General features: G+C 36.2%; 12 protein-coding genes. 6 read left to right on the forward strand and 6 right to left on the reverse strand.

Features of this window, described 5'->3' with window-relative positions; translation table 11 throughout:
* Nucleotides 1-2: 2 nt before the first annotated feature.
* From HMPREF2937_RS13790 to HMPREF2937_RS10365, 3 genes are read left to right on the forward strand one after another with little or no spacing between them, the layout of a single operon-like run.
* Nucleotides 3-146, forward strand: a complete 144-nt coding sequence (locus tag HMPREF2937_RS13790; protein WP_180364637.1) for a hypothetical protein — start codon at nucleotides 3-5, stop codon at nucleotides 144-146.
* Between the two features lies 1 nt (nucleotide 147).
* Entirely contained in the window at nucleotides 148-486 is a 339-nt protein-coding gene (locus HMPREF2937_RS10360) for a hypothetical protein (protein ID WP_070864525.1), read from the forward strand.
* Nucleotides 473-661 carry a hypothetical protein gene (locus tag HMPREF2937_RS10365; RefSeq protein WP_070864526.1) on the forward strand — a complete coding sequence of 63 codons (189 nt, stop codon included), beginning with the start codon at nucleotides 473-475 and terminating at the stop codon, nucleotides 659-661. Before HMPREF2937_RS10360 ends, HMPREF2937_RS10365 begins: the two co-directional genes overlap by 14 nt.
* A 72-nt stretch (nucleotides 662-733) precedes the next feature.
* On the opposite strand, the gene HMPREF2937_RS10370 is transcribed toward HMPREF2937_RS10365, so the two are convergent.
* From HMPREF2937_RS10370 to HMPREF2937_RS10395, 6 genes are all read right to left on the reverse strand, one after another.
* Nucleotides 734-1405: a Crp/Fnr family transcriptional regulator gene (locus HMPREF2937_RS10370; RefSeq protein WP_002479924.1), complete on the reverse strand. Its 672-nt coding sequence runs from the start codon at nucleotides 1403-1405 to the stop codon at nucleotides 734-736.
* Nucleotides 1406-1645: 240 nt separating this feature from the next.
* Nucleotides 1646-3070 carry an arginine-ornithine antiporter gene (gene arcD / locus HMPREF2937_RS10375; protein ID WP_002479925.1) on the reverse strand — a complete coding sequence of 475 codons (1425 nt, stop codon included), beginning with the start codon at nucleotides 3068-3070 and terminating at the stop codon, nucleotides 1646-1648.
* 268 nt (nucleotides 3071-3338) lie between these two features.
* Nucleotides 3339-4574, reverse strand: a complete 1236-nt coding sequence (gene arcA, locus HMPREF2937_RS10380) for an arginine deiminase (protein ID WP_002479926.1) — start codon at nucleotides 4572-4574, stop codon at nucleotides 3339-3341.
* Between the two features lie 503 nt (nucleotides 4575-5077).
* Complete coding sequence (locus tag HMPREF2937_RS10385; protein WP_070864527.1) at nucleotides 5078-5764, reverse strand: hypothetical protein; 687 nt, start codon at nucleotides 5762-5764, stop codon at nucleotides 5078-5080.
* Nucleotides 5765-6916, reverse strand: coding sequence for a thiolase family protein (locus HMPREF2937_RS10390; protein ID WP_070864528.1), 1152 nt, complete (start codon nucleotides 6914-6916; stop codon nucleotides 5765-5767).
* A complete protein-coding gene (locus HMPREF2937_RS10395; protein ID WP_070864529.1) occupies nucleotides 6913-8292 on the reverse strand; it encodes an AMP-binding protein in 1380 nt (459 codons plus the stop codon). Before HMPREF2937_RS10395 ends, HMPREF2937_RS10390 begins: the two co-directional genes overlap by 4 nt.
* A gap of 266 nt (nucleotides 8293-8558) precedes the next feature.
* Between HMPREF2937_RS10395 and HMPREF2937_RS10400 the strand changes: the two genes are divergently transcribed.
* From HMPREF2937_RS10400 to HMPREF2937_RS10410, 3 genes are all read left to right on the forward strand, one after another.
* Nucleotides 8559-9443 carry an HTH domain-containing protein gene (locus HMPREF2937_RS10400; RefSeq protein ID WP_070864530.1) on the forward strand — a complete coding sequence of 295 codons (885 nt, stop codon included), beginning with the start codon at nucleotides 8559-8561 and terminating at the stop codon, nucleotides 9441-9443.
* Nucleotides 9444-9787: 344 nt separating this feature from the next.
* Nucleotides 9788-11359, forward strand: a complete 1572-nt coding sequence (locus HMPREF2937_RS10405) for a YSIRK-type signal peptide-containing protein (protein WP_070864531.1) — start codon at nucleotides 9788-9790, stop codon at nucleotides 11357-11359.
* A 359-nt stretch (nucleotides 11360-11718) separates the two neighbouring features.
* Nucleotides 11719-13234: YSIRK-type signal peptide-containing protein (locus HMPREF2937_RS10410; RefSeq protein ID WP_142351441.1), on the forward strand; the 1516-nt coding region annotated here is incomplete at its 3' end.

Genomic DNA, 13234 nt, shown 5'->3' on the forward strand with positions numbered 1-13234 from the left:
CTATGCATTTTGAAGCGGAGATTCAATTAATCGAATCAGAACAATTACAAAAAGAACGAACAGACATGATGCGTGCTGCAGAGCTATTGAGAGAAGCAGCTGCATTATTATCGAAACAAGATGACGATAAATCGAGAGGTGAATGATATGCGATTTGTACCGATAAACGAGAAAGGTGTGCGTGTCAATCATGAGGTGTTGAAGTCTGATGTGTCATCCATTGAACTTAATAAAGAAATCAACAAATTGTATGAACAACAAAATCACGAACAGGATACACGAGAAACAAAATCAGATTTAGTTGTGACATATGAAAGTTATTTGTCATATCTTAAAGGTAAACGTGATGGTCTATCGAATGCGGAAACACTGAGAAAAGAAAATCAAGCATTAATGTCGGAATGTTCGAATTTACATGATGTGATTGAAAAACAACATACATTTATCAATCAACATTTGGAAGGTATTACGTATGCAGCAGAATGATACAAACAATAATCATCAACATGCGTTATTGTTAGCAGGTTCAGATATTTCATTTCATGATATTTATGAGCGAGAAATCAGTTTGGATGTCATTCGTCATAAATATTATAAAGCGGATGAAGTCGATGATATTTTTGTATTGATTAAGCCTCTTAAACTACTCCTAAATAAATAAAAATCTCTAAAGCTGAAATAGTTAACTTCAACCTCAGAGACCTTTTTAATATATTATAGCTTCTCTCTTCTTCTACAAGGACTTACTTACAGTCCAAGTTTGATGATTTTTTAACACTAAATTTTGTTTACTTAAATCTCTGATCACATGACTTGCTTTTTCTCTTGATACACCTGCTAACTCACTTAACAGTGTCACAGTCATAATCTTATCTAGTTCGTAATAAGCACCTTGATCGTTTCCTACCGTTTCGCACATTACGCGCAATGTGTTTATCACCTTTTGTTCGGCATTACGACCAAGTAAAGCCATATTACGTTCAATGTTTTGGTTGGCTTCTGTACGTAATAAATCAAAGATTTTAATAAACGTATCTTCGTGATTTTTACATAAATATTCAATGACATTTTTAGGCACTCTGACAATCAAGCTACTTGTGAGCGCTGTACATGATTCATGGTAATGATCAGAATGGAATAAATGATTTAAAGGAAACATATTAATCGGTCGGTTCAACATTAAATAGTCGTCACCGTTTTCGTTCAACATTTCTCTTGATACATAACCTTCTAATAATACATAGATACTATCTGCTTCTGATCCTTGATAATAAATCACTTGCCCTTTTTCATAGTTCCTGACATAAATCTCAGAAAGATGAGGAACGAGCAGCCCTGATGGTACCTCTAATATTTTCGATAATGCTTGAATCGACGCTTGATAATCTTCAGTACTATTGCTCATACACGTTCACCTCATCTCTTTCTCTCTTTTTCATGAATGTGTGTTGAAAATATAGTTTTTATTAATTGAGACAGCTGAAATATCTGCCCTTTTTTCAACATGTGCAACGTGTTTATTGTATCATATTGCGTTCGCACACACATTCTTATGTATACAGATAGAAAGGCAGCTTACAGGATGTAGCGAGGTCCTGCAGGCTGCCATTTCTTTATCTGTTGTCAGGATTTCATGCGTCAGTAATTAGAAGACACTTACTGCGCCACTGAACAATCTTATTAAACCAAGAATGGCAAAGATGACAATGAATCCCATTAAAATGTAGTCTCTTGTGATGAATTTGATACCTTTGTTGCGTTGTACAATCCAGTAAACGAACAGACCAGGTACATATAGCAACATTGTCAGTAGCAAGTAGTCCACGCCTGCTGCGTAAATGAGCCATACCGCATAGATTGAAGCGATAATACCTATTGCCATTTGTAGGTTGCTTTTACGATCGTACTGCAATGTATATTTGAACTGATAGAATGCACTGAATGCATATGGAATCAATATCGCACTGGATGCGAGTGAGAATGCGAATTGATACGCGCTATCTGTAAATAACATACTGATTAAGAACAGCTGTACTAAGATGTTTGTGATTAGGAGTGAGTTGACTGGTGCACCATTTTTATTTTGTTTCGCAAACCATTTCGGGAACATTTTATCTTTTGCGACAATGAATGGTAACTCACCAGCAAGCAATGTCCAACCTAACCAAGCTCCAAGTACTGAGATGATTAAACCAATGTTTGTCACAACTGAACCCCATGGGCCGACGATGTGAGCAAGTAAAGCTGCCATTGATGGACTGCTTAATTCAGAGATTTGATTTTGTTCGATAACACCTTGTGCAAGTACAGTTAATAAGAAGTAAATCACTAATACAATCAATAGACCGAGTACTGTAGCTGTACCCACGTCTTTCTTCGTTTTCGCACGGCCTGAGAATACAACCGCACCTTCAATACCAGTGAATACCCATACTGTAATCAACATTGTACCTCTCACTTGTTCCATAATGTTTGAGAAGTTGATTGGTAATGCGATGTTGCCTTTCATTCCTGCAAAACCGGCCATAAACGTGTCAAAGTTAAATGCGACGATCATACATACAATCGCTAGGAAGATAGGAATTAACTTGGCAACTGTTACAATACTGTTGATTAAAGTTGCTGTTTCTACGCCTCGCAGAATCAGGAAGTGTACACCCCAAAGTAAAATGGAGGCTACGATAATACTTGGAAGTGTGTTGCCGCCTTTAAATATCGGGAAGAAGTTGCCGACTGCTGACATCAGCAACGTGGCATATGCAACGTTTCCTAAGAATGCTGCGAACCAGTATCCCCATGCACTGGAGAAACCAACGAAGTCACCGAAACCGGCACGTGCATAACTGTAAATACCGCCGTCTAAATCAGGACGTTTATTTGTTAAGTTCTGGAATACAAATGCGAGTGATATCATACCTACAGCTGTAATGATCCATCCGATGATAATTGCTAATCCGCCGGCATTGCTGCCCATGTCAGAGATAATATTAAAGGCGCCGCCGCCGATCATTGAACCAACGACCAGACCGATTAAAGCCGTTTTACTGAGTTTACTTTGTTCTCCGCTCATCTTCAAAACTCCTTTAATGCTTGAGACTCTCTCAAAGCATGTGTTGTCAATTTATTTATTTTTTTGACGCTATACTGCTTTAATTGTTTTAAAGGGCCTGCGCCTCTTGCTATTTCCAAAATCATAGGCCATGTACAAACATGTCGCCGTGAATAGGTATCAAATTAAGTCAAAGCAGTATTCAATCTAAAGCCAGGCTTTAAGTGATGACGCTAAACTGCCTCTATTGATGCAATCCTTATCACTTAAAGCACTGTATACTTTAGAATTAGATATCTTCACGGTATAACGGTTGGCTCATGCAACGTGGGCCCCCGCGTCCGCGAACTAATTCACTACCTGTTACTTCGATAACTTTAATGCCTTTGTCGCGTAATAATTGGTTAGATACATAGTTACGGTCGTAAGTAACAACGACACCTGGACGGATTGTTAATGTGTTAGATCCGTCGTTCCATTGTTCACGAGGTCCTACGATGCGGTCACCGTCACCTGTCGGAATGAAGTCGATGTGGTCTAAATTCAACGCGTCTTTTAATGTTTCTTTTAAGTTGTGTGTACGTGTGATTGTGATATCTTTGCCATCTTCAGTTGGTTCAAGTGTGAAGATATTCATGTCTTCACCTTTTTTCTCGATAGCTGAGTGGATTGTGAATTTATCATAGTCAATCATTGTGAATACTGTGTCTAAGTGCATGAATGCACGTGTATTCGCGATTTCAATCGCAACAACTTTTCTGATTTTTGAATCTGGGTTCGCAAAGATTTGACGCGCTAATTTTTCAATCGCTTGTGCTGATGTTCTTTCAGAGATACCGATTGCGATTACTTCTTCAGAAAGAACTAATTCGTCTCCACCTTCAATGTTGTAAGGTGAGTTTCTGTCTAACCATACTGGAATATCAGCATCTTTGAATCTTGGGTGATGTTTTAAGATATAAGTGATGAAAATAGACTCTCTGCGACGTGCTGGCCAGAACATACGGTTAACTGTCATACCATTACCTACTGACGCTTGTGGGTCACGTGTGAAGTAAAGGTTTGGCATTGGGTTCATGTAGAATGGATAAGAATCGTCCACATACTCTACTAAGTGTGCATGGTCTTGTCTTACTTCTTCTTTACGAACACCTGCCATTACTTTTTCGATTAAGTCTTCGTTATTTAATGTTTCGAATAACTCTTTTACTTCTTCTTCATGGCCTAATAATGTATCTTCAGATTCCGCTAATACATCTTCAATAAATTGTTCACGTACTTTTGGATCTTCAATGGCTTCTGCAGCTAATTTTTCTAAATAAAGCACTTCTACGCCTTCGTCACGTAGCACTTGTGCAAATTTGTCATGCTCTTCTTGTGCTACTTTTAAATACGGGATATCATCAAATAATAATTCTCCTAAATACTCAGGTACTAAATTTTCTAATTCTTTACCAGGTCGTTTAAGTAATACCGTTTTTAATTTACCGATCTCACTGTTTACTTTAATTGGATGTTCATTCATTTGTGAAACCTCCTTGTTTTATTTATCTATATTGTAAGCCCTTTCAAATGATACTCATGTGAATTAAATCACATTACAACTGTTGTACTTTTCACACTTATCTTTTTATTCATTACATGTTTCTGTATATTTAATACATTTATATGGGGTTTACATGTATAAACTATGAATAATAAGCGAATTTAATGTGCTTGAAATCCCAAAGAAAAAATTTTATTCATTTTTTAGAGAATATATACATTATGTTTCATAAACCGTGTCAGTGTGGCCCTTTTAACAATGCATCTCAGTCTTAGTATTTTGAGACATAAAAAAAGAACCAGCATAAAGGTCCAATATAAATCCCTCCTTATGTGGCTCTACCCGTATTTGATTAAATAACCGCTTCTTTACAAAATTTTAAAATTGTACCAAACTGCATAAAAAAGAAAACCACGGTGTGGTTTTCAACATTTATTAATATGTTCTTTCTTCATACCTATTTCTTATAAATCATCCATTATCTATCTTACTTTAATCTCTATACATGGTTGATGCGCTGTATTATATACAATCATATACGTATAACTGTCTTTTGAATCCACTTGAATGTATAACCATTCATCTTTTATGATCATCTGTTTATATTTAATGTCTAACTTGCGATAAGCTTTTAATTCATGATCATGCGATGCCCCTACCTCTAATACTTTCATTACCACAAAATCTCCAGGCATCACTTCCTCTTGCCAATGAATAGGATTATAATCAGAGACTGTTTTTAAATACGTTTCAACATCATCCCACTTTATTACTAACGGTAAAGCTTGGGGAGGTAAAGAAAATGTTTCTTTAACGTTAAGTGTTTCAGATGATGAGGATTGTTGATGAAATGTCTCTTTCATAGTAACAAAAGTTGTTTCAATCTCTATCCATATATCAGCGCTATCCGTTGCAGTAACTGTAAGTAAATAACGTGATTGCTCAAAGTGTTTAAGGGCCCGTTGATCTATTAATTTAAGTTCAGCTGTATAAGTCTTTCCTTCTATTAAAGAATGATAACGATGGATACGTTTCTGTCTTAAGATAAAAGAATGTTCAGCTGATGCTTGAAAGGGTTCAAAACGATGCCAGATATCTGTTAAATAAAACGCATCTAAAGGAACGGAAGCGTATTGCGACGATAATTTCCAAGTAAATGTCTGTTTCATTTAGTGCTCTACCTTCTCAAATAAAGTCGTAATACCTAATCCGCCACCAATGCCCATTGTAGCTAATGCATGATTTCCAGGGAAATACGTAAGAATAGAAATCAGTCGTGCGACTAAATTTGCGCCGCTTGCGCCATATGGATGTCCTTCAGCGAGTGCACCACCAAATGGATTCACTTGTCTTTCTTCTATACCAAGCAAGTCCATAGAAGCGAGTACTTGAGAGCTGAAAGCTTCATTAAATGCGACCCAATCCATATCTGAAATAGACAGTTGATGTCTCATTAATAGTTGTTCAGTCGCAGGGACAGGTCCAATACCTAATAATTTGGGATTGACTCCTGAGACCTGTGCATCTATAAATTTCAATTGACCTTTTAACCCGAGTGCTTCTGCTTTTTCACGTGACATAACTAACGCTAACGCAGCACCGTCACTTTTAGGACAAGCATTGCCGACAGTGACTGAGCCTGCATCAAATAGCGGTTTCAATCGTGCTAAACGTTGTGCAGACATCTTTTGTTTGGGTGCTTCATCTTGTGTTACTTGTTCACCACGAATCGTTAAAGGTACGATTTCACGTTGGATTTGTGATAAATGTTCAAAGTATTTTTGATGACTACGTGCCGCAAAAGCATCTTGACGTTCACGAGCAACTTGATAAACTTGCGCTACATTTTCAGCTGCTTCTAACATACTTGGATCTCCCATAGATTCTGGGGTAAAAGGCGCACGTTCATATATTTTTGGTGGGTGTTTCTCATACAGTGATTGCGGTTTTTGAATTTTCCATGGTGCTCGACTTGTTGATTCCACTCCTCCTGCAAGATAAATATCCCCTGCACCGGCTTGAATCATACGACATGCCAGGTTGATTGCTTCTAAGCCTGAGCCGCATTGGCGATCTATCGTCATACCTGGAATATCAGAAGAGAGTCCGGCATGAAGTAATGATTTACGCGCGAGATTACCGCCGTTACCTACTGTATTACCAATGATGACATCTTGTATATTTGAAGTGATAGACGGATGCAGTTGTATCAATTCATCGATAAGCGGCTTGAGTAAAGCTTCAGGTTCTAAATGTTTAAAGATACCGCCATACTTGCCTATTGGTGTTCGTTTCGCTTCAATAATGACTGCTTCTCTCATTTTTCTTTCCTCCCATAGCGTTCATCCATCTCTTTACGTGCGATTTTTCCGCTATTCGTCCATAACATTTCTGGTACTTCAATAAAGCGCATCGGTACTTTATAACGTTCTAAATATTGACGTAAATCACGTTTTATCTCTCGAATCGTTATAGGTTGTTTTGTTTGGTAATACGCAATCAACACTTCTCCTAACTCATAATGCCTTTCACCTGTCACCATAACGTGTTGGATCGGTGTCGTTTCTAAAATTACACGTTCCACTTCTTCAGGATAGACATTCATACCGCCCACAATTACTTTATTATTGACGCGTCCTTCTAATATCAGTTCTTGATCTTCTGTCATTTTTGCGTAATCACCTGTCGCAATAGTGTCTTGATTAGAGATGCTTTCTCCATCTACATAGCCTGAAAAGACCATATCACTTTGTACATGAAGCTGTCCGATTTGAGTAGGGTCAGACAATTTCTGTCCAGTGTCATCAGTTAGAATAACTTTAACGCCTTTGAAAAGTTTTCCGACATTCTTTGGCGCATAGTCTGTCACGTGATGATATGAAATAAAACTCGCTTCACTTGTACCGAAGAATTCAATAACTTGTGATTTCGGCATCCTTTCTTTAAAGCGTTTAATCGTATGCGGTTCTAATTTCGCACCTGACGTTAGAAATGTCACAGAGATATCTCTTAACTTTTTAGTGTTTAATTGTAAAATTTGTTCTAAAACCGAAGGTACAATAAAGACGACAGCCTTTGGATGCTCGATAAGCTGATGAAATAATTGCGCAGGATGATAATCCATCTGCATATAACACGGACAATGAGAATGGTACGCATACATCATGGCATAAAGGGTCAGTGAATGCGCAATTGGACCTGGCGCAATCACACATGAAGGTGGTGTGTTTAAGATATCGTCATTCGCATCATAACTGACTAACCAAGAGTGCCTATTACGATAATATGCTTTTGGCATGCCTGTCGTACCAGAAGTAAAACCGATGTGCAATAAATCATCAGGCGGTGATGTTACCTTTTGTGAGGAAGGTGTTTCTGCTTCATTTAATTGTTCAAGACGTAGTGAATTAACACCTTCAATCTTCTTATCAGCAATCACATGTGTAATCTGATAATGATTTAAAATTTGATGTAGTTGTTCAGACGTCCACTTTGCATCTAACACTACCGGTAAATAACCGTTAGATTGTACAGCGAGATAAACACGCAAGAATTGTGCCGGATCTTGAATTAATATACCAATACTTTTTGTTTGGTTTGCCCATTGTGCAATATAGCCACGATCTATGTTCAACACATCATTTAATTGTGCTTTTGTTAATCGGCTTGCTTCGGTTTGAATGACGATATCAGACATACAGACCACCTTTCCTTTAATAAAATTTATTTCAAAGCAGTTTAATTTTATCATAGTGCTATTGAGAAAGAATGAGTTAGCTTTATAATCTATCCACCACACAATCCAATTCATTATTCTTTTGCATGCAAAATTATTGTATACTAATTATGAACGAGGATTTTACAGTGTTTAGATTTGGACGGACGACCTTCGTAACCTCACATAAACTCGAATCTTTCCTCACTATCTATGAATTTTCATCTTGAGAACAAGGGGGCATGTTTATGGAACAAGCTCACAGAATTTTAAGTATTTATACGCGTTTGCTTCAACAAAAGGTTGTAAATAAGTATGAGCTGTCTAACGAATGGGGTGTCTCTTCAAGGACAATACAAAGAGATATCGATAATATTCGGAATTTTCTTTACGATACAGACGAATGGCATGGTTATCGTAAAGAGATTACCTACAATCATAAGTTAGAATCTTATGAAATGGACAGTTCCAGTTCAAACCATGAAGTCTCACTTTACTTTTTGCTGACGTTGTTAGAAACCGTTTCACCTGATATTGATCAACATCTTTATAATTATTTAGAATTACTGATTGCAACTTTCCATACGCAACATGAAAGCGCATTACGTTCACATTTGTCTAAATTGAAAGTAGGCAAACGTTTCGATGAACTCAATCATATTGTGACTGCTTCACGTGCAATCAATAAATCTCAAAAGCTATATACTGATAACCACCAAGAGATTACCCCTATCGGCATTCAATATTATAACTTTACATTCAACCTAATTTATAAGATGCATGATCAAATCCTTTCTACTGACTTAAAACAAAAAGTTGTCACTTGCAGTCCAAACCACTTCCATGCACAATCCGTCTATAACTCTATAGAATGGGTCACATTTGAACTCGTGCCAGAACTCTATGAATTGATTCGACATCGTTACCAACACAAAATCATTAAATTAGTTAATAAAAAGTATTATGTCATTCGTATTAAAATGTGTGTTGAAGATGCGATTAACTTCTGTTTCACTGCACGAAATCAAGCACGGCTTGTCGGACCTGAAAGTACATATCAAATTGTGATGAAAGAATTGTTGAAACTTCAAGAAACATACTTATTTACTCGACTAAGCGCAAATGAATATTAACATGAAAGCTGTATGTTCAATTTGGACATGCAGCTTTTTTGTCGAAACTTATAATGAGTTTCTTCCTATATTAATAGCCACTTTCTGTTTATTCTATCACGCTTTCACTTTTTCTTAATCATTTTAACTTTCCGTTTAAACATATAGTCATCAGATGACATAATGCGTCATACCATGTGGATAAGTCGTGTGCTTTATTTATGAAAAGCGCATTCATTTTTCTGATAAATGAAAATTTATGTCTACACCTATTATGTAAAATAAATGTATAAGCAATATATATTTTTTTCATCTTAGTAAGTCTATCAAAGTATATGCATATTTATTATTAGGAGGATTAGAAAATGAAAAAGAAACAACTATTTTCTTTACGTAAGCTATCTGTGGGGATTGCTTCAGTATCACTTGGGACATTAGTATTTTTAGGCGGAGGACAAACAGTAAGCGCTGAAACACAAGATTTAAATCAAAAAACTCAAGAAGCTTACAACACGATTAATAACTTACCGAGTTTAACAGATGCTGAAAAAGACGCGTACAATCAACAAATCTTAGAACAAAGCGGACAAAACAACTCAAACTTTGATGCGATTTTAGCTGAAGCTCAACAAGATAATACACAAGCAGCTGAGGATATTAACTATGCTTCTCAAGATGCTTACAATATTATCAACAACTTACCTAGCTTAACGGACGCGCAAAAAGATGCGTATAACCAACAAATTCTTGAAACAGCCGGTGCTAACAACACTGACTTCGACAAAATTTTAGACGAAGCACAAGCTACCAATGATCAAGCAGCACAAGATATCAATCAAGCTTCTTTAGATGCTTACAACACGATCAACAACTTACCTAGCTTAACTGATGCGCAAAAAGATGCATATAACCAACAAATTCTTGAATCAGCTGGTGCTAACAACACAAACTTCGACGCTATCTTAGCAGAAGCTCAAAAAGTAAATGATCAAACAGCTCAAGATATCAACCAAGCTTCTCAAGAGGCTTATAACACAATCAATAACTTACCTAACTTAACAGATGCTCAAAAAGATGTATACAATCAACGCATCTTAGAAGTTGCAGGTACAAATAGCACTGACTTCGAGGCGATTTTATCAGAAGCTAAAGCTGCGGATGCTCAAGCTGCTAAAGAAACACCTGAAGCACTAGAAGCATTAAACAAAGCAACTCAAGATGCATATAAAACAATTAACAACTTACCTAATTTAACAGATGCACAAAAAGATGACTTCAACCACCAAATCTTAGTTGAAAGTGGTCAAAACAGCACAGAAAAGTTTGAAGCTATTTTAGCTGAAGCAAAAGCTTTAGATGCTAAACAAGCACCAGTTGAAGAAGACAAAGCTGACGATAAAGAAAAACAAGAAGATTCAAAATCAGAAGATAAAGCTACTGAAGAAGAAGCAAAACCTGAAGACAACAAGTCTGAAGAGAAAGCTGATCAAAAAGAACAACCTAAAGAAGATGCTAAAACTGAAGGTAAAGTAAAAGAAGAAAAAACACCTGAAAACAAAACAGATGAAAAAGCTGTAGAGAAAGATATTAAAAAAGCTGCGGATGAAAAAACTTCAGTAAAAGAGAGAACTAAAGCAGCTCATGATGCAGTGAACAAATTGGAAAATTTAACTCAAAAACAAAAAGACGCTTATATCGCACAAATCGATAAATCAGCTAAAGAAGATAAAGGTGCACAATTCGAAGCAATCTTAACAGAAGCTAAAGCAGAAGACGCTAAAGTTGTGAAAGAAAATGCGAAACCTAAAGCTGATGCAAAAGAATTACCAGCAACTGGTGAATCAGACGAAGTACTATTTGGTTTATTATCTGGCTCTTTATTTGCAAGCGCAGGTACTTTATTCTTATTAAACGCACGTCGTAAAGAAAGTAAGTAATATTTTTCTTCTATCTAACATTATAAAAACTCCCCTATCTCAAACAACCCGGTAGAAATATCTATCGGGTTGTTTTTTCTGATTCTAAGGAGAAACTTAAAAAGTAAGTTAAGATAGTTCTTCTAAAACTTTAATTTATACACATTAAACCATTAAATAATTTTCAAAACTCTATAAAAGACATATTATGTCATACCAAATGTAAAAGGCACGTCTAAATTTACAGAAAATTTTCACACTTATTTTTTAAGTGAAGCATCATGTCTATATACGTAGTGTAAAATATATGCATATCTATAAATAACCTATCATATTGTCATCACTACTATGCATAGTCACATTAGGAGGAGAAATACATCATGAAGAAAAAACAACTATTTTCTTTACGTAAATTAACAGTCGGTATCGCATCTGTGTCATTAGGAACAGTAGTATTTTTAAGCGGAGCGCAAGCGGTTGATGCTCAAGCCAATGCGCAAGATGCTACAACTATTACACAAAACGCTTATAACGTGGTAAATAACTTACCAAATATTTCTGATAAAACAAAAGATGCTTATATCGCAAAAATCACTGCTGCAGCTGGTAATAACAAACTTACTGATGTTGAAGGTATTGTAAACAGCGCTAAAGCTGAAGATGCTCAAGTTGCAACTGCTAAAAAAGTTGCTGCTGAACAAGACGCTAAAGCTGTTAACCAACAAGTAGAACTTGCTAAAAAAGTTGCTATTGAAACAGCTAAAAAAGATCACGCTCAAAAAATCGCTAACGCTAAAGCTGAAATTTATAAATTAGAAAACCTTTCTAATTTTACAAAAGCTAGATACAGCGCAAAAATTACTAAAGCAGCTACTGATGAAATTGCAGGATTAGTTCAAAACGCTAAAGCTGAAGATGCTAAAATTGCAACTGCTAAAAATGCAGGTAAAGAACAAGCTAAAGCTGACGCTGCTGCTAAAGATAAAGCTGTTAAAGCTTTAAATCAAAAAACTGCTGATGCTTATCAAGTAATCAACTCTTTGAAAAACATCACTGACAAACAACAATTAAGCTTCTTACATCAAGTTGAAGTAGACAGCGGTACTAACAACGGCGAACGTATCGATGCTATCGTTGCTGATGCTAAACAATTAGACGCTCAATTCGCTTATGATAAAGAACAAAAAGCTAAAGCTGAACAAAAAGCTGCAAGAGAATTAAATACTTTAACTCAAGTTGCTTATAACACAGTTAACGGCTTACACAACTTAACTGATCAACAAAAAGATGCATTCAACAAACAAATCTTACAAGACAGTGGTAACAACAACGGTCATAACATTAACAATATCGTTGCTAATGCAAAAGCTTTAGACGAACAAAATGGTAACGCTAAACATGCTCGTGAAGCAGGTGCTAGCACTGTTGAACAAAAAGACAAAGCAGTTAGAGAATTAAACACTTTAACTTCTGTTGCTTATAACACAGTTAACAATTTACCAAACTTAACAGATGCTCAAAAAGATGATTTTAACCATCAAATCTTAGTAGATAGCGGAAACAACAACGGTCAAAAAATTAATGACATCGTTGCTGCTGCTAAACAAAAAGATGCTGAAAGTGCTCAAGCTAAACACGTTCGTGAAGTAGCTGCCAACACTAACCTTCCAGCAGACGTAGCTAAAAAAGTTAAAGCAGCTCACAATACTGTTGAAGCTTTGAAAAACTTAAAACCAGAACAAAAAGCTGCTGCACATCGCAAACTTAACGAAGTAGCACGTACAGATGCTAAAGCTATTGATACTGTTGTAGCTCAAGCTAAAGAATTAAATGCTAACCAAGCACCAGGTAATAACGAAAGAGCTAAACAAAAAATTGAAACAGCTCAAAAAGCTC

This window comes from Staphylococcus sp. HMSC061G12 (assembly GCF_001838465.1).
Lineage (GTDB): Bacteria > Bacillota > Bacilli > Staphylococcales > Staphylococcaceae > Staphylococcus > Staphylococcus simulans.